22 protein-coding genes and 1 pseudogene are annotated in these 19,856 nt (G+C 73.7%); 9 read left to right on the forward strand and 14 right to left on the reverse strand.

The genetic code is table 11. The features are described 5' to 3' along the window. Nucleotides 1-37 precede the first annotated feature (37 nt). Nucleotides 38-223 (reverse strand): annotated as a pseudogene (locus ACIBAI_RS13430) (DUF397 domain-containing protein); the annotation flags it as partial. Between the two features lie 109 nt (nt 224-332). On the opposite strand from ACIBAI_RS13430, the gene ACIBAI_RS13435 reads away from it, so the two are divergent. Further along, nucleotides 333-2,012 (forward strand): glycoside hydrolase family 13 protein, encoded by a 1,680-nt coding sequence (locus ACIBAI_RS13435; RefSeq protein WP_399033767.1) that lies wholly within the window; start codon nt 333-335, stop codon nt 2,010-2,012. A 51-nt stretch (nt 2,013-2,063) separates the two neighbouring features. On the opposite strand, the gene ACIBAI_RS13440 is transcribed toward ACIBAI_RS13435, so the two are convergent. Together ACIBAI_RS13440 and ACIBAI_RS13445 are read right to left on the reverse strand one after the other, a co-directional pair. After that, the gene (locus ACIBAI_RS13440; RefSeq protein ID WP_399033768.1) at nt 2,064-2,462 is read right to left on the reverse strand and encodes a hypothetical protein; all 399 of its coding nucleotides are present in this window, start codon (nt 2,460-2,462) and stop codon (nt 2,064-2,066) included. A 134-nt stretch (nt 2,463-2,596) separates the two neighbouring features. Continuing rightward, nucleotides 2,597-3,049: an Hsp20/alpha crystallin family protein gene (locus tag ACIBAI_RS13445; RefSeq protein WP_399033770.1), complete on the reverse strand. Its 453-nt coding sequence runs from the start codon at nt 3,047-3,049 to the stop codon at nt 2,597-2,599. 202 nt (nt 3,050-3,251) lie between these two features. Between ACIBAI_RS13445 and ACIBAI_RS13450 the strand changes: the two genes are divergently transcribed. From ACIBAI_RS13450 to grpE, 3 genes are all read left to right on the forward strand, one after another. Then, the gene (locus ACIBAI_RS13450; RefSeq protein ID WP_399033772.1) at nt 3,252-3,572 is read left to right on the forward strand and encodes a J domain-containing protein; all 321 of its coding nucleotides are present in this window, start codon (nt 3,252-3,254) and stop codon (nt 3,570-3,572) included. Between the two features lie 91 nt (nt 3,573-3,663). Beyond that, nucleotides 3,664-3,855: a hypothetical protein gene (locus ACIBAI_RS13455; RefSeq protein ID WP_399033775.1), complete on the forward strand. Its 192-nt coding sequence runs from the start codon at nt 3,664-3,666 to the stop codon at nt 3,853-3,855. A 2-nt stretch (nt 3,856-3,857) separates the two neighbouring features. Further along, nucleotides 3,858-4,592, forward strand: a complete 735-nt coding sequence (gene grpE, locus ACIBAI_RS13460) for a nucleotide exchange factor GrpE (protein ID WP_399033777.1) — start codon at nt 3,858-3,860, stop codon at nt 4,590-4,592. Nucleotides 4,593-4,720: 128 nt separating this feature from the next. On the opposite strand, the gene ACIBAI_RS13465 is transcribed toward grpE, so the two are convergent. The 4 genes from ACIBAI_RS13465 to ACIBAI_RS13480 all read right to left on the reverse strand — a co-directional run bounded on the left by ACIBAI_RS13465 (nt 4,721) and on the right by ACIBAI_RS13480 (nt 7,695). After that, complete coding sequence (locus ACIBAI_RS13465; RefSeq protein ID WP_399033779.1) at nt 4,721-5,092, reverse strand: DUF6479 family protein; 372 nt, start codon at nt 5,090-5,092, stop codon at nt 4,721-4,723. Nucleotides 5,093-5,350: 258 nt separating this feature from the next. Next, a complete protein-coding gene (locus ACIBAI_RS13470; protein WP_399033781.1) occupies nt 5,351-6,163 on the reverse strand; it encodes a hypothetical protein in 813 nt (270 codons plus the stop codon). Between the two features lie 350 nt (nt 6,164-6,513). After that, nucleotides 6,514-7,302: a hypothetical protein gene (locus ACIBAI_RS13475; protein WP_399033783.1), complete on the reverse strand. Its 789-nt coding sequence runs from the start codon at nt 7,300-7,302 to the stop codon at nt 6,514-6,516. 168 nt (nt 7,303-7,470) lie between these two features. Beyond that, the gene (locus ACIBAI_RS13480) at nt 7,471-7,695 is read right to left on the reverse strand and encodes a hypothetical protein (protein WP_399033785.1); all 225 of its coding nucleotides are present in this window, start codon (nt 7,693-7,695) and stop codon (nt 7,471-7,473) included. A 331-nt stretch (nt 7,696-8,026) separates the two neighbouring features. Here ACIBAI_RS13480 and ACIBAI_RS13485 point away from each other — a divergent pair, with 331 nt between their 5' ends. The 4 genes from ACIBAI_RS13485 (at nt 8,027) to ACIBAI_RS13500 (ending at nt 11,181) form a co-directional block, all read left to right on the forward strand. Next, entirely contained in the window at nt 8,027-8,221 is a 195-nt protein-coding gene (locus ACIBAI_RS13485) for a hypothetical protein (protein ID WP_399033787.1), read from the forward strand. 762 nt (nt 8,222-8,983) lie between these two features. Further along, entirely contained in the window at nt 8,984-9,466 is a 483-nt protein-coding gene (locus ACIBAI_RS13490) for a hypothetical protein (protein ID WP_399033789.1), read from the forward strand. Beyond that, nucleotides 9,463-10,197, forward strand: a complete 735-nt coding sequence (locus tag ACIBAI_RS13495; protein ID WP_399033791.1) for a hypothetical protein — start codon at nt 9,463-9,465, stop codon at nt 10,195-10,197. The genes ACIBAI_RS13490 and ACIBAI_RS13495 overlap by 4 nt, the downstream gene beginning before the upstream one ends. A gap of 93 nt (nt 10,198-10,290) precedes the next feature. After that, on the forward strand, nt 10,291-11,181 hold the full coding sequence (locus tag ACIBAI_RS13500) for a transporter substrate-binding domain-containing protein (RefSeq protein WP_399033792.1): 891 nt from the start codon (nt 10,291-10,293) through the stop codon (nt 11,179-11,181). Between the two features lie 73 nt (nt 11,182-11,254). On the opposite strand, the gene ACIBAI_RS13505 is transcribed toward ACIBAI_RS13500, so the two are convergent. The 7 genes from ACIBAI_RS13505 to ACIBAI_RS13535 all read right to left on the reverse strand — a co-directional run bounded on the left by ACIBAI_RS13505 (nt 11,255) and on the right by ACIBAI_RS13535 (nt 17,928). After that, complete coding sequence (locus tag ACIBAI_RS13505; RefSeq protein WP_399033793.1) at nt 11,255-12,232, reverse strand: NAD(P)H-dependent flavin oxidoreductase; 978 nt, start codon at nt 12,230-12,232, stop codon at nt 11,255-11,257. Nucleotides 12,233-12,572: 340 nt separating this feature from the next. Beyond that, complete coding sequence (locus tag ACIBAI_RS13510; RefSeq protein WP_399033794.1) at nt 12,573-13,304, reverse strand: hypothetical protein; 732 nt, start codon at nt 13,302-13,304, stop codon at nt 12,573-12,575. A 663-nt stretch (nt 13,305-13,967) separates the two neighbouring features. Continuing rightward, nucleotides 13,968-14,318, reverse strand: a complete 351-nt coding sequence (locus tag ACIBAI_RS13515) for a MerR family transcriptional regulator (protein WP_399033795.1) — start codon at nt 14,316-14,318, stop codon at nt 13,968-13,970. A 908-nt stretch (nt 14,319-15,226) separates the two neighbouring features. Beyond that, nucleotides 15,227-15,544 (reverse strand): SCO5918 family protein, encoded by a 318-nt coding sequence (locus tag ACIBAI_RS13520; protein WP_399033797.1) that lies wholly within the window; start codon nt 15,542-15,544, stop codon nt 15,227-15,229. Between the two features lie 53 nt (nt 15,545-15,597). Further along, on the reverse strand, nt 15,598-15,945 hold the full coding sequence (locus ACIBAI_RS13525; protein WP_399033799.1) for a CBS domain-containing protein: 348 nt from the start codon (nt 15,943-15,945) through the stop codon (nt 15,598-15,600). A 47-nt stretch (nt 15,946-15,992) separates the two neighbouring features. Further along, on the reverse strand, nt 15,993-17,492 hold the full coding sequence (locus ACIBAI_RS13530) for a DEAD/DEAH box helicase (protein ID WP_399033801.1): 1,500 nt from the start codon (nt 17,490-17,492) through the stop codon (nt 15,993-15,995). A gap of 232 nt (nt 17,493-17,724) precedes the next feature. Then, a complete protein-coding gene (locus tag ACIBAI_RS13535; RefSeq protein WP_028799214.1) occupies nt 17,725-17,928 on the reverse strand; it encodes a cold-shock protein in 204 nt (67 codons plus the stop codon). A 659-nt stretch (nt 17,929-18,587) separates the two neighbouring features. Here ACIBAI_RS13535 and ACIBAI_RS13540 point away from each other — a divergent pair. Further along, nucleotides 18,588-19,460 carry an aldo/keto reductase family oxidoreductase gene (locus ACIBAI_RS13540; protein ID WP_399033802.1) on the forward strand — a complete coding sequence of 291 codons (873 nt, stop codon included), beginning with the start codon at nt 18,588-18,590 and terminating at the stop codon, nt 19,458-19,460. Nucleotides 19,461-19,856 lie beyond the last annotated feature (396 nt).

Consider the following 19,856-nt stretch of genomic DNA (forward strand, 5'->3'; position numbering starts at 1 on the left):
CCCGGATCCCCGCGGAGGGCGACGGTTCCGGGGAGACGGTGACGGTCCCGGCCCCGGGGTTCTCGGAGTCGCGGACGGCTGTGCGGGGGGCGAGGCGGGCGACCTCGACGCAGTCGCCGCCGTTGCTGCTGCTGCGGCTGGACCTGCGACCGCGACACCCGGAGCGCGCGCCGGTCGCACCGGGAGTGAGCGATCCGGGGGATGCTGGGTCCACCGGTCGCACGGGCCGCTGGAACCGCCTGTTCCGATCCGCCCCCGGTGTTCACTTTTCCGGTGTTGTGGACAGATTTCTGCTGTCGCCCGTCCGCACCGCACCCCGCAGAGGAGGCCGCGTGACCGTACGCACCGACGAGTCGCACTCCACGCCCGACCTGTCGTCCCGGGACCCCAACTGGTGGCGGCAGGCCGTCATCTACCAGATCTATCCGCGCAGCTTCGCCGACGCCGACGGCGACGGGTTCGGTGACCTGCGCGGAGCCACCCAGCGCCTGACCCACCTCGCCGCCCTCGGCGTCGACGCCCTGTGGCTGAGCCCGTTCTACCCCTCCGAGCTGGCCGACGGCGGCTACGACGTCGAGGACTACCGCGACGTCGACCCCCGCCTCGGCACCCTCGGCGACTTCGGCGCCCTGGTCGCCGAGGCGCACCGGCTGGGGCTGAAGGTCCTCGTCGACCTGGTGCCCAACCACACCTCGCACCGGCACGCGTGGTTCCAGGAGGCGCTGAGCGCGGGACCCGGCTCCCCGGCCCGCGACCGGTACGTCTTCCGCGACGGCCGCGGCGAGCACGGCGAGCTCCCGCCCACCGACTGGCAGTCCGTCTTCGGCGGCAGCGCCTGGCGGCGGGTGCCCGACGGGCAGTGGTACCTGCACCTGTTCACGCCCCAGCAGCCCGATCTCAACTGGGCGAACGAGGAGGTGCGGGCCGACTTCCGCACCACCCTGAGGTTCTGGTCCGACCGGGGCGTGGACGGCTTCCGGATCGACGTCGCCCACGCCCTCGCCAAGGACCTCGACGAGCCGCTGCGCGACCTCGGCGCCCCCTGGGTGCGCGGCGAGGCGGCCCTGGCGCGGTTCGCGCCGGGCGAGCACCCCTTCTACGACCGCGACGAGGTGCACGAGATCTACCGCGACTGGCGCAAGATCCTCGACGCCTACAGCCCGCCCCGCATGGCGGTCGCCGAGGCCTGGGTGCCGGGCGCCCGGCGCGCGCTGTACGCCCGCCCGGACGAGCTGGGCCAGGCCTTCAACTTCGAGTACCTCCAGACCCACTGGGACGCCGGCGAGCTGCGGCGGGTCATCACCGGCGCGCTGGCCGACGCGGCCGCCGCCGGGGCCTCGGCGACCTGGGTCCTGTCCAACCACGACGTCGTGCGGCACGCCTCCCGCCTGATGCTCCCGCCGGGCACCGACGCCAACGCCTGGCTGCTGTCCGGCGGCCACGCCCCGGCCGTCGACGAGGCCGCCGGGCTGCGCCGGGCCCGCGCCGCGACCCTGCTGATGCTGGCGCTGCCCGGGTCGGCGTACCTCTACCAGGGCGAGGAACTCGGCCTGCCCGAGGTCGCCGACCTGCCCACCGAGGTGCTCCAGGACCCGGTCTGGGAGCAGACGGGCCATGTCCGCAAGGGCCGCGACGGCTGCCGGGTGCCGCTGCCGTGGACGACGACCGGGCCGTCGTACGGCTTCGGGCCGGGCGGCGCCTGGCTGCCGCAGCCGCCGGGCTTCGCGGCGTACGCCGTCGAGGCGCAGGACGGGGTCGAGGGCTCGACCCTGGAGCTGTACCGCACGGCCCTCAAACTGCGCCGCAAGCTGCTCGGCGGGGAGTCGCTGACCTGGGCGGACGACGTCCCGGAGGGGGTGCTCCAGTTCGACCGCACCAGCGGCTGGCGGTGCGTCGCCAACCTGTCCGGCGCACCGGTCCGGCTGCCGGCCGGCGAGGTGCTGCTGAGCAGCGCGCCGCTGGAGGAGGACGGACGGCTGGGTCCGGACACGACCGTGTGGCTGGGGCTGTAGGGGCCCGGAGGCGGCTCCGGAGCCGCCTCCGGGCCGCGCCGGAGGAGTCCCTCAGGAGATCCGCCCGGCCTCCTCGGGGGTCCCGGCCTCCCGCGGAGCGCCGGGCGCCGGCTGCCGGTGATCCCCGGCCTCCAGCAGCGGGGCCGTGTGGCGTTCGGGGCGGTGGGCGCCCTCCGCCGGCACGCGGCTGCGGGGCGCGCCGGGCGCGCCGGGCAGCGGGACGGGGCGCCGGGCCACGAGGCGGCCCACCCAGCGCCGGCCGCAGTGCGCGCAGGCCGGCGCGCCCTCCGGGGTGTAGGGGGAGGGGACGGCGGCGTTGTCCCGGTGGAAGTACTCCCACTCGTCCCCGCGGTCGTCCAGGCAGCGCTGGACGTCGTAGTCGACGCTCCAGCGGTGCCAGCAGGTCCCGCAGGTGAACTCGACGCGTTCCACGGCCAGTTCGGTGATCATCGCGGCACACCTCCGTTCGGACGGGCCGGGGCGCGGGCTCCGGACGGGCAGGCGCCCGCTCCCCGGGCTCTCCGGGCTCCCGACTGCCCGGTCCCCCGGTTCCCCGGCTCGCTCACCTGGTTCGGCGGGACGGTTCACGCGGTGCTCCGCGGCGCCTCCCGGCTCCCGCCGTCGCCGCCGTCCGCGGCCGTGCGGCCGACCCGGACGCGGCGCGGCTTCGGCTCCTCGGCGGCCGGCACGGTGACGGTGAGCACGCCGGCCTCGTAACGGGCGCTGATCCGCTCCGTGTCCAGGGTGTCGTCCAGGATCAGCAGACGGCTGAAGGCGCCGTGCGGGCGTTCGGCGACCAGCAGGTCGGCGCCCTCGGCGGCGGGGCCGGGGCGCTCGGCGCGGACGGTCAGGACGTTGCGCTCGACGCTGAGGTCGACGGCGGCGGGGTCGACGCCGGGCAGGTCGAAGTGGAGGACGAGGTCCTCACCGCTGCGGTAGGCGTCGAGGGGCATCGCGGCCGGCCTGGCGAGGGTGCCGAGCGTCTGCTCGGTGAGCCGGTCGAGGTCCCGGAGGGGATCCGTACGGACGAGCGTCACTGTTCCACTCCTTTCGCCCGGTGGGTGCCGTCGGAACCGGTCGTGATCGGGCCGGATCGACCCGCGGCTGGTCACGCGGGTCTACACACGGCTATACCTCGACGATCCATACTTGACAAGGGGGCGCTCAAGTTTTATTCAGGCTATGAGGCAAGACGGAGGCGAAAGCGCAGCTCGCGGCGGGTGAGGAGGCAGCCGGGCGATGCGGGAACCGGACCTGTACGCGGTGCTCGGGGTGACGCCCTCGGCGTCGGCCGAGGCGATCACGTCCGCGTTCCGCCGCCGGGTGCGGGAACTGCGTCCCGACACCCGCGTGGACGCCGTCACCGCGGAGCGGTTCGGACGGGTCCGGGCGGCGTACGAGACCCTCCGCGATCCCGTGCTGCGGGCCGCCTACGACCGCGAGCGGGCCCCCGCCCCGGCGGCCCCCCGCCCCGTGCGCCGGGCCCGTCCGGCCGGCGCCGCGCAGCCGCCGGCACCGCCGCTGCGCGCGGGCCCGGTCCGGTGGGAGCGCGGCCCCTGACCGGGCCCGGGGCCCGTGAGCCATCAGCGGCACGAGGCGCTTGACCAGCGGTACGAGGTACTTGACCAGCGGCACGAGAGGGAGGATGCGGATGGCGCGCTCGGTCGGCATCGGCCCCGGCACGACGGACTCGGTGGTCCCGGTCCTCGACGGCGGCGAGCCCGCCGCCGTCACCGGCACGGAAGGGGGCGGGACCACGCCTCCTGCCGCGGCCTTCGCGGGGAACGGCGACGGGGCGGACGCCGGGACGGCGGGCGACGACAGCGACTCGCGGGCGGGTTGACCATGGACGGGAGCCAGGCACGGAGCACGGAGGAGCTGCGCCGGCTGCTCCGGGAACGCACCGCCGATCTGCAGCGGGTGAAGGCCGAGTACGACAACTACCGCAAGCGGGTGCGGCGCGACCGCCTGGCCGTGCGCCGGATCGCGGTGGCCAACGTGCTCACCGCCCTCCTGCCGGTGCTGGACGCCGTCGACCGCGCCCGCGCGCACGAGCCGATGACACCGGGGCTGAAGGACATCGCCGACACGCTGGAGAGCCGGACCGGCGGCCTGGGACTGGTGGCGTTCGGGGAGGTGGGCGACGAGTTCGACCCGGCCCGCCACGACGCCCTCGCCCACCACGTCTCCGAGGACGCCGACCGCCTCGTCTGCACGGCGGTCCTCCGCCCCGGCTACCGCATCGGCGACCAGCTCCTGCGCCCGGCCCAGGTGGAGGTCACGGGACCGCGGTGGACCCCGGGGACACCTTCCGCACCGGCGCCGGCGCGGCCTTCGGAACCGGCGCGGTCTCCCGCGCGGGCGCTGTTCCCCCGGCCGCCGTCGCCGCCTGGGCCGGCGGCGTCGCCGAGGCCACTGCGGTCACCGGAACCACTCGCATCACCCGGATCGCCGCCGTCACCACCATCGCTGCCGCCCCCGCAGCCGCGCCCGTCGCTCAAGCCGTCGGAATCACCGAAGCCGACGGGGGCGCCGGGGTCGCCGGGGCCGTCCGAGCCGCCCGGCGGCGACCGTCGCTGACGGTTCCGTCCGTCCGGCTCGGGCGGATCCGTCGGCCCGGCACCCGGCACCCGGCACCCGGCACCTGTCATCCGCCGTCCGCCGGCGGACCGAGGCGCACGTGCCGGGGCCCGGAGCCGGGGCACGGGTCACACGTGCCCCAGGCCCCCGCTGCCGAAGGAGCCGCTGGACCCGGGCTGCCAGCGCCGTCGGCTCTGGTCCTTGCACGTCCGGGTGTTGGCGTGGTGGAGCTCGTACGGCATGAGCCGTGGCCCCCCGTTCACGATCGGGACCTCGTCCGGCTCCCGCTGCTCCCGGATCTCGCGGACCGGCCCGCTGTCGGGCAGCTTCGGCTGCTCCTCCGGGCGTGGGTGTCCGGTGTCCTTGTCCATCAGGCGCATACCGACGGGTACGGCCCAGATCAGCAGACCGGCCACGACCATCCCGCCGATGAACGCCGCGGTCATGTTGAGCGCGTGCTCGGACGACGCGGTCAGCAGTTCATGCGTTGCCGTAGTCATATTCCGATTATGACCGACGGAATGCCAATAAGCTCCCGAAATGTCCGATTGTTAAATCGGTGACCGGCGAGTGCCGCGGAGGCCGGCGGATGCCCGTGGCGAGGCCCGCGCCCCGTGGGTCCCCTCCGGCGCCACCTGGCCGGGCGGCCGGGCCGCGGGCAACGACCTCACCGCCCGGTACGCGCCGGCCGGGCGTCCACCGCCCCGCCACGCGCCGGCCGGGCGCCGGCGCCCGCGTGCCCGAACCCGTTCCCGGCGTCAGCCGAGGCACAACCAGAGCAGGCACACCCGGCCCGAGGGCGAGGGGGAGGCGGCCGGCGTGGGGCTCGGCTGCGCCGTCGGCGGTTCCGCGGCCGGGACCGACGGCGGCGCGGACGTCTTCGTACGGGAGGGGGAGGCGGTCGTCGGCGGGACCGCCGCCGTCCGCGTGCCGACGGGCGTGGGGGTGGGGCCGGGGCCGGGACCGGGGTCGGAACCGGGGCCGGGTGCGGAGGCGGGGCCGGAGGCCCGGTCGGTGGTCCTCGGACCCGCCTGCGGAACCGGCCGGCCGGAAGCGGTCCGGCGAGCGGCGGGGGACGGCGGCACCGACCGGGCGCCGGGCTCCTGCGCCGCGTCCCGCGTGGCGCCCGGGCCGGTGAGGCCGGGGACGGGGACGTCCGGTGCCGTGGCCGCCTCGGCGCGGTCGGGGAAGTTCCGGTCCGGCACGGTGACGACCAGAACGCCGCCGAGGAGGGTGACGACCACCGCGACCAGGGCCCGCCGCCGGTTCCTCCTGCGCCGGGCCGACCGCCGCCGGGCCGCCCGCCCCCGCGGGACGGGTGTCGCCCCGGCGGGCTCACCACCGAATTCACCGCCCGGCTGCTCGCCGTCCGGTTCCTTCCCGTCCGGCTCTTCGCCGTCCGGCTGTTCGCCGTCCGGCTCTTCGCCGTCCGGCTCTTCGCCGTCCGGCTGTTCGCCGTCCGGCTCTTCGCCGTCCGGCTCTTCGCCGTCCGGTTCTTCGTCGGTTCGCGGACGTCCGTCGTCCCCCGAGCCGGAGTTCGCCGCCCGTCCCGCGACGGTCCGTCCGGTCACGGCCTCCGGGGCGATGTCCGGGGTGTAGGCACCACACCCCGGACACACCAGGGCGCCATTGAGGTGCCGGCGACACGGGGAGCAGTAGTCCATCCGCACTCTTCCTGGGTCGGCCGGGTCAACGATCGGCAAGATCGAAAACGGGAGGCCAGAACGGTAGCGAGGCTTTGGACGGACGGTGTGTGCCCTGTGTGTCGTTCCTGCGTGAATTCCCGTAACACACCGTGTACGCGCGGTACCGCCGCCACCGGCACCCTCCCGGCCGGCCCAGCCGCCGGACGGACCGCGTACGGCCGGCTCCGTCCGGCGGCGGGGCCGGCCGTACGCCACGGGACCCCGGCGGCCCGCTCCTACCGGTAGGGGGAGAAATGCCCCGCGCCGCCGGGACCCGGCGTGCCGGGCCGCGGGGGAGCCGCCTCGGCCTGCTCCCCCGGAGCCATAGCCGCAGCCGCAGCCGGGCCCTGCATCTGGGCCGTGGCCTGGGCGGGGACCTGGGCCGCGGCGGCGGCCTGCACACGGTGCCGGGGCATCGTCCGCCGGGGCGGACGGGTCAGGGTGATCTGGCGGACCAGTTGCTGGAAGCACGCCAGGGACGCGAGCCCCGGCAGCGCCGCCGCCGCGGTGTCGACGACGGTCCTGGGCGCCTGCACGACGCACAGCATCATCGCCACGGAGGAGAAGAACAGCACCACGCACCAGGCGTGGACCGCGCGCCGCTGGTGCAGCGCGGCGCGCAGCACGGACAGCGACGACACCAGCCACGGCCCGTAGATCAGCAGCGGCCACCAGGCAGCGATGCCGCCCTCGACGCGGGGCACGGCGGACAGGCGCAGGGGGACGTAGGCGACCATCCCGCCGAAGAAGCTCACGCTGCAGGCGATGAGCGCGGTCACCGCGGCGATGAGATGACTGACGGTCCGCAGACCGTTCTTCCCGCCGCGTTCCCGGGCCTTGCGATGGCCCCTGGGGGAGTCCTTCAACGGCGGCAGTTCCGCGGTGATCTCCTGGAGGTTCTCCAGTGGTGTGCCGGGGGCGGGCGCGGCGGCCGGCCCGTCGTCCGCGGAGTGGGGGGAGGCGACCTGGGGGACGACGTGGGGGGCGATATGGGGGGCGTGTTCCACCATGGCGTCCTGGAGCATGAACGCCAGTTCCTCGGCCGGATCCCAGTCCGGCGGTACCAAGGGCTGCGGGAAGGGTTCGGACGGGCCCCGATGGCGGCCGGTGCCCCTCTCGTTGAACATCCCCGCGTGCGGGTCTGCGTGTTCTCGACGGTGATCCGTTCGTCCGCGATACATGACACCGTCTGGTTATTCGGCCGGCCTGCGGCCGGGTGTTCCCTGCGCCGTGATCCACCGTCTGCCGAGATCGGCTTCCAGCTCCGCCAGGATGTCCAGGAAATTCCGCAGAATGGGCTCGGTCACCCGCAGCGTGACGGGGAGTCCGCCTTTGGTGAGGGCGCCGTTGGGAACGGGGGATCCGTGCGCCGGGGCGGGGAGATAGGTGTAGGGCCCCAACCTGGTTGCCTTGGTCATGTCTCGACTAACGCGGCCTTCATTCCACCGGATGCGCGGCAAAAGAGTGAAGGATTACGCAGACAAGTATCTCTTTCATAGGGCCGGGTTAAATGAGATCTTGCGTACGTCACCGCGTAACCGCCGGTGGCGCGCCGCGCGTTGGTGGTCCAAGGCAAGACGCTCCGCTTCCCGCGGGGAGATGCAGGTGCAAGGCCTGCCCAACGCTCCACCGGATCCCGGCCGCGGGACGTCCCGGCCGGGTCCTCACTCGAACGGCCCTCACCGTTTCACTCCTGGGCGGTCATGGCGTGTCCTGGGAGAAAGACACGTCCAACCTGGGAGGCCGGACATGTACGAGATGCATGCGGGCCCGGATAAGTCGGGTGGAACGCTGGTGTGGCATGTGATGGCCAAACAGGCCGATCTCACGCTCTGCGGGCAGAAGCGGTTCGCGGGGGTGGAGGCGTCCGATGCGCAGCAGGCGGGCCACTGCACGTCGTGCATGGCGCTGTTCACGGAGTTGATGACGTCCGCGCAGCAGTGAGCTTTTCAGACAGGTCGCCGATCGGGTGACGGACGCCGTCGGCGGAGGCAGATTCCGCCGCAGGCGAAGGGCCGGTCCGCCGAAAGGCGTTGTCCACCCCGAGGAGCGGCTGCTGAAAAAACCCGGTGGGCCGGGCCGTTCCCGGCGACGGCGTCCCGGGGCGCCGGGTGGCCGAACGTCCCTCGCCGCACGGCCGATCGCGCGCGACGGGACGCGCACCACGGCCGGGGCCCGCGCCTCGACGGGTGCGGGCCCCGGCCGTGCCGTACGCCTCTGGACGGCCCGCGCCGTCACCGCAGTCACCGGCATCACCGCTGTCACTGCCGTCACCGCCGTCACCGGTGTCGTCACCGTCGCCGCCGTCACCGCTGTCCGGGGCCCGGCGGACACCGGCGGGCGTTCCGGGTCCGGGGGCGCGACGGGTCCGCGGCCATCAGGCGGGGGAGCGGCAGGTCCAGGGCCGCGGCTCCCGCCAGGACGCCCGAGGTGCCCGCGCGGCTCTGCGCGAAGGGCCGTCGGCGTCCTCCTCCGGCGATACGGGTCCTCCTCCGGCGATACGGACGGCCCCGGCGCGACAGCGCTCCGCACGCTCCTCCCCGGAGGGCCGTTCCCGGTCGCTTCCCGGTCGCTTCCCGTGACGTCTCCCGCGGCGCCTCCCGCGATGTCCAGGTATGGAGTGGGGGGTACATGGGTAACTCCCTTTCCCCACAGTTCCGTTGAAGACTCATGTCGTCATGGCCAACGGTGGCGGAGGACGCTCGCATGACCGATCTCATGACCCTGGCGGCTCAGGTAGCCCCATATCTCACGCTCGCCGCCGCCTCCATGGGGCAGAGCTTCCTCACCTCCGTGCAGACCCGGATCACCGACAACGCGGTGGACCGGGGGAGGCTCTTCCTGGAGCGTGCGCTGAGGAGGGAGGAGGCGGAGCAGCACCGGGCGGAGGAGGGGGCGGACGTGCCGGCCCGGCAGGTCCAGGACCTGATCGAGGGGCTGAGCGCCGCCGACCGGGCGGTCCTGGAAGCGGCGCTGGGGCAGTGGCTCACCGACCCTGAGAGCCGTGACCACGCGGGCCGTCCGACCGTGGCGGCCCTGGAGCGGCACATCCGCGAGCAGGCCGCGCCGGTCCAGTCGGGGCCGGTCTTCTTCAGCGTGCAGGCCACCGGTCCGGGCGCCCAGGCGATCGGGCAGGTCGTGGGAGACGTGCACGGGGGATACCGGTCCGCGACCGGGGACGGGAGATGACGGCGTCCTCGTCCGGCGGACAGAGCCACTACAGCGCGCACAGCGAGGGCTCGAACGCGCTCAGCATCGGCCAGGTCGTGGGGAACCTGATCCTCAAGTTCTTCACCGGCGTGGGCGATGTCGAGAGGTGGAGCGTATGGAACTGGGTGCCCTGCGGGGTCGTCCTGGCGCTGTGCGCCGTGTCGGCGCTGCTCGTCCCGGAAGGTCCCTGGACCCAGTTCGCCGGGGCGGCCGTGTGTTTGGCGCTTCCTCTGGTCGCCACGTTCTGGCGGGCCATATGGGGGCGCGACCGGGCCATGTGGTGGCGGGCCCTGCTGTCCTGGGGCTCCGTCGCGCTCGCGGTCGCCGGCCTGGCCCAGACGGTCCATCTCCGCGCGCACGGTGAGGTCGACGTCAAGGGCAGCACCAGCATCAGGCCCGATTCACCGGTCGGCGACGGCGCGGCCCTGACGGTCACCGTGGACAGCGGGACGGTCCGCCGCCACCTGCGCCTGACGCTCGGCGTCGCGGAAGGATCCGTCGGCACCCAGTCCTGCGCACCGGACACCACCTTCGACGTGGCACTCGCCGGGCGGCAGCCCGAGGCGGAGAACCGCTCGCTCACCTCCGGTACGACCGCCGACATCGCCCTCGGCGGGCAGCCGACCGACGTACGCGTCTCCGTCACCGTGCACACCCTGCCGGGTTGCCTGATGGAGATCTCCGTGGACAGCGCAGTCCTCCATGACTGACGCGACGACTCCGGTGACGACGGAACACGGCGGGCGAACGAGACGGACGAACGAGACGGGCGAACGAGACGGGCGAACGAGGAGGACAGGCCGATGACCACCTGGCTCGCGGGCGGAAGGGCACGAAAAACGCGGACGCGGTGGGCCGCGGCCCTGGCCGTGGCCGGTCTCCTGGCCGTCTGCGCCTGTTCCGATCCCGAACCCACCTTCCTCGGCAAGGAACGCATCACCATCGCCCACAAGAACGACCAGCCGGGCACCTCCTACAAACCCGACTACAACTACTCCGGTTTCGACTACCTCCTCGGCAACCGCATCGCCGACGAACTGGGGATCAAGGCGAACCGCCTCGACGTTCCCTCCGACGAGCGGGTCACCGCCCTCACCGAGGGCGACGTCGACCTGGTGATCGCGACGTTCTCGATCACCGACGAACGCATGGAACTGGTCGACTTCGTCGGCCCTTACGCCGTCACCTACCAGGGCTTCATGGTGGCCGAGGACAGCGATGACATCCGTACCGTCGAGGACCTGCGCGGACGCAGCGTGTGCACCTGGGGAGGCACCACCTCCGCCGAAGTCCTGGACAGCCCGGCCTACGAGGACATCGAGGACTACGAGGCCGGCGACGCCTCCGACTGTCTCGAAGACATCCGGCGGGGACGGGCGGACGCGGTCTCCACGGACCAGATGATCCTCTACGGTTTCGCCGAGCAGTACGCCGGCGAGGGGCTGCGGGTCCTGTCCGGCGTGACCATCGGCCCCCCGCAGTACTACGGCATCGGCATGTCCAAGGGCCACCGGGCCGACTGCGAGAGACTGCGCGAGATCGTGAAGAGGTACGTCGGCAGCAGCGACTGGCTCGCGGACCTCAGGCAGTCGCTGAGCCTGATCCCGGAGAAGGAGAGGAACTGGCAGACGCAGTACCGCCCCAGCGACACGGACATCGACGCCAGGTCGTGCCAGGACCGGACGAGTCCGTGAGCCGCGGGCGGACCGCCCGGCGGGCACGCCCGTCCGGAATCCGCACCACCAGCCGTTGCGCTCCGGCCGGCGCTCAGTGCGCTGTGCCGCGGGTGTACGCATCGGCGGCCCGGCGGAGAGCCGTCTCCGCCTCGTCGACGATCCTCCGCACGATCTCGGCCGCCGGGAGGACGTCGTGGACGAGGGCCGCGGACTGGCCGGTGAACGGCAGGAACTCGTGCCCGCGTCCGCTCAGCATGGCCTCCACGATGCGGGGACCGGCTTCGGCCGGCCGCACCCGCTCGGGATGCGCTTCGGCCTCCTCGAGGAAGGGCGTACGCAGCGACCGGGGAAAGGCGTAGCCGCCGGGCCGGGAGAAGGGCGGCATGAATCGGTCGCTGTGCGCCAGCTTGACCGTGTCGCGCGCCTCGGCGGCGACGATGCGGTTCTTCCACTCCTCGGCGATGTTCATCTCGGTCGACGCGAGCAGCCGCGTACCGATGGACACGCCCTGGGCGCCCAGCGCGAGCGCCGCCGCCAGCCCCCGCCCGTCCGCGATGCCGCCCGCGGCGACGACCGGGATCCCCTCCGCGACGTCCACGACCTGAGGGACCAGCACCATGGTGGCCACCTCGCCGCCCTGACCGCCCGCCTCGCCGCCCTGGGCGACGATGACGTCGACGCCCGCGCGCACCGCCTGTTCGGCCTGCCGGACGTCCATGACCTGCTGGATCCACCGGACGCCCGCGTCGTGGGCGCGCTCGACCAGGTCGTCCGGAACCCCGAGGTGGAAGGAGATCGCGGCCGGCCGCTCGTCCAGCGTCGCCTGGAAGGCCTCCTCGTCCAGCGGGCGGAGGGTGTGGTTGACGGCGAACGGCCGGTCGGTCAGCTCCCGCATCCGGGCCCACTGGCGCCGCAGGTCGGCGACCGGGCGCACCGCCGTGCCCAGGCTGCCGAGGGCCCCCGCCCGGCACACGGCCGCCGCGAGATCGACCTGTTCGTACGGCCCGTACGGTGCGCCGATGACGGGCACCTCGATACCGAGTACGTCGCACAGCCGCGTCCGCAGCATCCTCGCCTCCTCCCCGCATGTCGGGTCGGGCGCAATGAAGCCGTCCCGACCCATCCTGCTCCGCCGGCGGGTCCGGCGCACGGCGAGGACGAGCCCCGCTTGCGGGACCCGCGGCTCCGGCACCCGCCGCCCGTCACGCGCCGTGCCCCCGGAGCGCCCGCTCGGGCGCTCCGGCCGGCCGCCGGACGGGCGCGCCCCGGGAAGCCCGCGTCCCATGGGGCCGACGGTTCGCCGGCCCGCCGCGGAGCGGCGCCATGGCCGGAGGGCGCGCTGAGCGCGCCGAGAGGAGGGCCGCGTCAGCGGCCCGGTCCGAGCCGGCTCCGCCCGCGGCCGTCGTCCGTCATCGCCGGCCGCCCGCCGGCAGTCCCGCGGCGGCCCGGGGCTCCTCACCGCCCAGGGTGCCGCGTAGCGCGGCGGTGGCGAACGCCGCCATGGAGGCCAGGAGGAGCAGCGCGAGCACCCCCCAGACCGCCGGGATCGTCCACAGGGGCCAGTCGTTGGCGGCCTGCACCCACAGGGTCAGGATGGCCGCGGCGCCCAGGCCGACGCCGTGCCACCGCACCACGGCAGCGGCTGTCAGGTGACCGCGTCGACCTCGTGCGAGGAGCGGCCACAGCGTTCCGGCGAGGGCGGTCACACCGAACGAGACGCAGGCGAGCGCGCCGCCGAGGCGGTCCTCGGGCCACCCCACGGGCCCGTCGGACGTCTGCTGCCGCCGCCCGTCGGCGTCCCGCACCTCGACGACCTGCCCGTGCCAGATCAGGCCCACGACCTTGTCGCCGGGCTTCATCCGCGACGCCACCGGACCGGTGTTGCGGAACGTCACCTCCCACGGCTCGCCGGACGGCAGCGACAGCTCCGCCTCCGGCGACTCGCCCCGCTCCCCGTTGTGCATGTCGGCCCGCCGCACGGCGAAGTCCTGCTCCCACAGGCATCCCGACGCCTCCACCGGGACGGAGGCGCACGCCGGTGCGGCACGGAACTCCCGCTCCCGTTCCAGCGCCCCGCGGACCTCGAGGGCCGACGCCACCCCCGCGACGAGCGTCACGACAGCGAGCACCAGCCACGTCACGGTCCGTGCCGTTCTCTCCACCTTCGACTTCACCGCGCCCCCGTGCTTCCCGGGCCTCTCACTCCCCCCATCCGAGCACATCGGCCGGCAGCTGCCCATGCCCACGACCGGCAGCGTGCGGCGCTCCGGGGCTGCCGGAGGAAGGAAACCGGCCCGGGCCCGCCCCCGAGGCGCGCCGGCGGACGGCCGCGCGGTCGGCGCAGTCCGGGGGTCCCGACGGGCGCGCCGGGCTCCGTCGAGCGCGATCAGCAGCCGGGGAAGTGAAGGGCCGGCTCCCTGGCCTGCGGCCGTGCGACCGATCGACGCCGCGACCTGCGGCCCGGCCGTCGCCGGTGATCGGCCCCGGGCGACCCCGGACGGCCCGGGGGCGAGCAGCCGGCGGGCGGCTTCGGCCGGGGGGGGCGAGGGCAGGTACGCCCGGTCGGGCTCGTGGTTCGCCCGACAAGTCCGACCCGCCGCTCACCCGGCTCCCGTCCGCCGTCGGCCCGCACACCTGCGGAGCGGGCGTGGCCCGGGAGGCCGGGCTCGGGAAAATGTGCGTCCGGGCCCGCGGGGAGCGATTCCTCTCCGCTCACCCGTCGGGGCGGGTCACCCGTGTGCGTCTTCCCCCATGCGCATCGCGGAGCCGTACGTGCCCGACCCGGCCCGTCCGTGCCCGCGGGGTCAGCTCGAACCGGGACCGGGCCCGCCGGACGCTTCGTTCGCGGCCCGGCGGTACTCGGCGTTGATGCGCTGCGCCTCCTCGAGCTGGTCCTCGAGGATGATGATGCGGCAAGCAGCCTCGATCGGGGTGCCCCTGTCGACGAGCTCGCGGGCGCGAGCGGCGATCCGCAGTTGGTAGCGGGAGAACCGGCGATGTCCGCCCTCCGAGCGCAGCGGAGTGATCAGACGGGCCTCACTGATGGCCCGGAGGAAGCCGGGGGTGGTGCCGAGCATCTCGGCGGCCCGGCCCATGGTGTAGGCGGGGTAGTCGTCGTCGTCCAGGCGGTCGCTGAGTGGAGTGTCTGCTGCCATGTCACCTCGTTGTACAACGCGTCAAGGGGCCCTGGTGCCGTACGGCACCAGGGCCCCGAAGGGAATTCAACACCATCTGTCGGCCCTCGTGCTGTGCCGACCTTCTGTTTCCGCTATCCGGCCCCGCGAGGGGAGGGATGCGGGGATCGCGGCTGCGTGACCGGGGACCACCATCCGTTCCGGGGTCTTGCGGTACCCGGACCGAGCGTTTCTCGGGCCGGGCGATCCTGATGGCGTCTGCTCCTCCGTTCTTCCTCCGAACCGACCACTGGGTGAACGGGTGCTGCGGTACTGCTCGGTGATGCTGTCGGCAGCCCCTCGGCCTGCGGGCCGCCCGGTGCGGCTCCCAGCCCCGTCACCGTTCTGCGAAAACCTTGGCTTCGGAACTCCAGAGCCGCACCGACCTGCGAACTTCAAGTGTCGCTACCCGCCAGTTCGTGTCTGCCGGGTCTTGTTCGACCGTGTCAACGGGAAAGACACTAACCGCGACCCGGGGCAATGTCTACTCTGACAAAAGTAGATTTTGGTTTTCGCGGATCACAGGGATCCTGTGATCCGCGGTAACGGATGGAGCAAGTCGTCGCGGACGGCGGAACGTGACCGGGGCTCTCGGAGCCCGGTCGGGCAGTCACCTCCGGCCGCCCCGGCGGCCGCCTCGCGCGCGGGGGGGGGCGGTGCCGAACAGGCCGGTGCGCGCGTGGGGGTGCGTGGGCCGGCGGTCCCGGGGGACGGCGTCCGGCTCGGCCGCCGTGGGCGGTGGGACGCCGCCTCGCCCCTCCGCCCGGCCAGGGAGCCCTCGCACGGACGGCGAGAGGGCGATACGGAGGGCGATACGACGGTGAGGGCCCTGCCGACGCGCGTCGGCAGGGCCCTCACCGGGTCCGTGATGGCGGTTCTCCGCCCCTTTCTCACGCCTCCTGGGAGGAGGCGGTGCCTCCGAGCAGCGCCGACGCGGCCTGGAGCGGAGTGGGGACGTCCGCCGGCGCGGTCCCGGGGTGCTCGTGGCAGGTGAAGCCGAGGCGGGTCATGGCCCGGACGACTTCGCCGCTGGTGAAGTCGCGGCGGTCCTGCCGGGTGATGACCTGGCCCACCTGCTTGACCGGGTAGCGGCGGCGGCCGATGGTCACGGACTCACCCGTGACGGGCTCGGGCGTGACGTCCTTCATCGAGGCCAGCACTCCGTTCTTGGTCAGCTCGAACGGGTACCGGGCGATGACACAGCGCATGATGCCTCACAAGGAAGAGGAGAAGGGGGAGCGGGCCGACCGGGCGGGACGGATCAGCGGACAGGGACGAGGGGGCCCGGGGCCCGGTCGTGCTCCCCGACGGCGCCGGGGCGAGCGCCGGGAGAGGTGAACGGACCGGCGAGGACGTCCCGTAGACGGATCCGGTCCGTGTAGGCGGGGCTGTTGCGGAGAACGATGAGCCGAGCCAGGGTGATCAGGCCCGTCCCCTGGTCGTCCCCGTCGCAGAGGACGAGGTGATCGACCCGGGCACCGGCCATCAGGGACAGGGCCACCTCGACCGTCATGTCGTCACGGACCCGAGGCCCGGACGCGTCCTTGTCGTCGACCACGGCCTTGGGGGAGGGGACCACCGCATGGTGCTGCGTCCGAGTCGGCGTCATGGGTGCCTCCTGCCGGAAATGGGGCGTACTTGTGGTCACAGCGGTTGCTAGGCGGCCGAGCCGAAGCCGGAGCCGGACCGCTGCCGTGCCCCGCGGCGCGCCGCTTCGCCGAGCGGCCGGCCCTGGCCGGCGCGGCCCCGGCGACGTGGACGGCCCTGGGACGAGGAGGACGCGCCGCGGGGACGCTCCACGCTCGGCGGGGTGACGACGACCGGGACGCCGGACGGGGTCCGGGCGCCGGTGATGCGGCTCAGCTCCGCCTCGCCCGAACGTACCTGGGCGATCCGGGGGGTGATGCCCGCCGAGACCATCAGCCGGTTCATACCGCGGCGCTGGCCGGGGGTCACCAGGGTGACGACGCTGCCGGAGGCGCCGGCGCGGGCGGTGCGTCCGCCGCGGTGCAGGTAGTCCTTGTGGTCACTGGGCGGATCCACGTTGACGACCAGGTCGAGGTCGTCGACGTGGATGCCGCGCGCCGCGACGTTGGTCGCCACCAGGACCGTCACCTGTCCGCTCTTGAACTGGGCGAGGGTCCGGGTGCGCTGCGGCTGGGACTTGCCGCCGTGCAGGGCGGCGGCGCGGACGCCGTTGCTCAGCAGGCACCTGGTCAGCCGGTCCGCCGCGTGCTTGGTGTCCAGGAACATGATCACACGACCGTCCCGGGCGGCGATCTCGAGGGTGGTCTGCTGCTTGTCCGTGTCGTGCACGTGCAGGACGTGGTGCTCCATGGTGGAGACCGCGGCCGCCGACGGGTCGACGGAGTGGACGACGGGGTCGGTCAGGTAGCGGCGGACCAGCCGGTCGACGTTGCGGTCGAGGGTGGCCGAGAACAGCATCCGCTGCCCCTCGGGACGCACCTGGTCGAGCAGGGCGGTGACCTGCGGCATGAAGCCCATGTCGGTCATCTGGTCGGCCTCGTCGAGGACCGTGATGCCGACATCGTCCAGCCGGCAGTCGCCGCGGTCGATGAGGTCCTTGAGCCGCCCGGGCGTCGCGACGACCACCTCCGCGCCGGACCGCAGCGCACCGGCCTGCCGGCCGATGGACATCCCGCCGACCACGGTGGCCAGCCGCAGGCTCACGGCGCGGGCGTACGGAGCGAGGGCGTCGGTGACCTGCTGGGCGAGCTCGCGGGTGGGGACGAGGACGAGGGCCAGCGGCCGCCGGGGCTCGGCGCGCCGGCCCGCCGTACGGGCCAGCACCGCGAGGCCGAAGGCGAGGGTCTTGCCGGAACCGGTCCGGCCCCGGCCGAGTACGTCCCGCCCGGTCAGGGAGTTCGGCAGGGTGGCCGCCTGGATCGGGAACGGCACGGTCACGCCTTCACGGCCGAGGGCGGCCAGCAACCGTTCGGGCAGGGCGAGATCGGCGAACGACTCGACGGCGGGCAGTGCGGGCGTGACCGTTTCCGGCAGCGCGAACTCGCCCCGCGCGGCCTGTCCGGACCGCCGGTCTCCGTAGTTCCTGAAACGGCGCGGACCACCGGAGCGGTCGGCACCGGTGCCCCCTCCGGAGCGGTCGTGGGTGCGGGATGTGTGGGCACGCTTCATGCGGGACCTTCCTTGATGGGGCGCGTAGCAAGGAATTCCCGCAGCAGATGAGCGGCGCAGAGAATCTCGAGACGAGCCGAAGACGATATGGGCCGAGTCGAACCGACGGAGAAAGTGCCACCGGCCGGTGATGCGGTGGATTCTTCCCGTCGCGCGCCCTGAAATGCGGCGAGCCGGGGCCCGCACCCCAGAGGTGCGGGCCCCGGCTGCGAAATAAGCGTCAGCGCCGAGGTCAGGCGGGAACGATGTTCTCGGCCGTCGGGCCCTTCTGGCCCTGCGCGATGTCGAACGACACCTTCTGACCTTCCAGCAGCTCACGGAAGCCCTGGGTGGCGATGTTCGAGTAGTGGGCGAAGACGTCGGCGCCGCCGCCGTCCTGCTCGATGAAGCCGAAGCCCTTTTCCGCGTTGAACCACTTCACGGTGCCAGTAGCCATGTTGTTTCTCCTTCGGAGACGGTGTCAGAAATTCGCCCTGTGCGAATTCCGTGTCGCCGTGATGATTACCCCGTCGGAAATGAACCTTCTGGCAACCACACCTGCAACTGACAACGACAGTAGCACGGTGCGATCAGCCCTGCACGGTCGATGATTACACTCCGCCCGGCGACCCGGAAATACTCGCCGCGCCCCGCGCCTATTTCTCATGTCGCGGGCATAGATATTGCTTTTCGCGGGTGCAGTCTTCCTGTCGTGCCCTCCCCTGCGCAGCCCTGTGACCTCGGTCGACGGGGGATGTGCCGCTGCCGCCGTCGTCGGCGGGCGGCGCGGCGGCGAACGCGCCGAGACCCCGCTGCCGCGATGAAGGTCACATCACCGGGAGGAGCGCGAGGGCGATGGCCGGCGGGCGGTCGCACGTGACCGCACGCGCGTCGCCCCTCGGCGCGCGCGGCCGGTGCGGGCCGCCACCCGTGCGCGCGCCCCACCCCTGCCCGCGTCCCGGTCCGGCCCGCCGGCACCGTCACCGTCCGGCTCTCCTCCCACCCGCGGGTGCCTTACGCACTTCGAAGTGCCTTCTTCCTGTGAAGGAGCCACTCACCCACGATGAGCAGGGCGCTGTCAGGCACCACCTCCTCGATCCACGCGAAAGGCAAGCAATGAGCACGTTCCCCGCCTCGCTTCCCGGCGGCACCTGGACCCTGGGCGACCTGACCGTCACCCGGTTCGGCTACGGCGCCATGCAGCTCGCCGGCCCCCACGTCATGGGCCCGCCCGCCGACCACGACGGCGCGCTCGCCGTCCTGCGCGAGGTCGTCCGCCTCGGCATCACCCACATCGACACCGCCGACGTCTACGGGCCGCGCGTCACCAACCGGCTGATCCGCGAAGCGCTGCACCCGTACTCCGACTCGCTGCACATCGTGACCAAGGTCGGCGCGGTCCGGGACGAGCAGGGAGGCTGGCCCCCGGCCCGCGAGCCCGAGGACCTGCGCCGGGCCGTCCACCGCAACCTGGAGGACCTCGGTCTGGAGACGCTGGACGTGGTCAACCTCCGGCTCGGCGACGCCCGGGGCCCCCGGCCCGGCTCGCTCGCCGAGGCGCTCGGGACGCTCGTCGAACTCCAGCAGCAGGGCCTGATCCGGCACCTCGGCGTGAGCAACGCGACGGCGGAGCAGGTCGCCGAGGCACGCTCGATCGCGCCGATCGTGTGCGTGCAGAACATGTACAACCTCGCCCACCGCCAGGACGACGAGCTGATCGACGAGCTCGCCGAGCAGGGCATCGCCTACGTGCCCTTCTTCCCGCTCGGCGGCTTCACGCCGCTGCAGTCCTCGGCGCTCATGGCCGTGGCCTCCCGACTGGACGCGACGCCGATGTCGGTCGCCCTGGCCTGGCTGCTGCGGCGGTCGCCGAACATCCTGCTCATCCCCGGAACCTCCTCGGTGGCGCACCTGCGCGAGAACGCCGCGGGCGCGGGACTCGCGCTCTCCGACGAGGATCTCGCCGAACTGGACAAGATCGGCCGCTGACGGCGGCAGGCGAGGGCCTTCCCCGCGGCACGGGGCGGACCCCCGCACGCCCCCCGCGGCCGAGCACAGGACCCGGCCGCGGGGGCACCGACGGGACCATGCGCCGGGACGCCGGCGCCGGCCCGGCCGCCGCCACCGACGGATCCCAGCCCGTCGAGCACCACACGATCACCCGCAGATCCCGCCCGGAGCCGGCGCCCCGGCCGTCGCCGCGGAGCCCGGGGCCCGCCACCCCGGCGGCCCCGACGCCCACCCCGGCGGCATCCGCCCTCGCCCGGCCGTGCCGGACGCCCCCGGCCGCCCGGATCACCGGTCGAACCGCCAGAGGCCGGAGCCGGAAGTCACCTGGCCGACGGCACCTGCCGAAGACAGTGGGAGAGACCCGTACGGCGTGGC

Source organism: Streptomyces sp. NPDC051041 (assembly GCF_044456065.1).
Lineage (GTDB): Bacteria > Actinomycetota > Actinomycetes > Streptomycetales > Streptomycetaceae > Streptomyces > Streptomyces glaucus.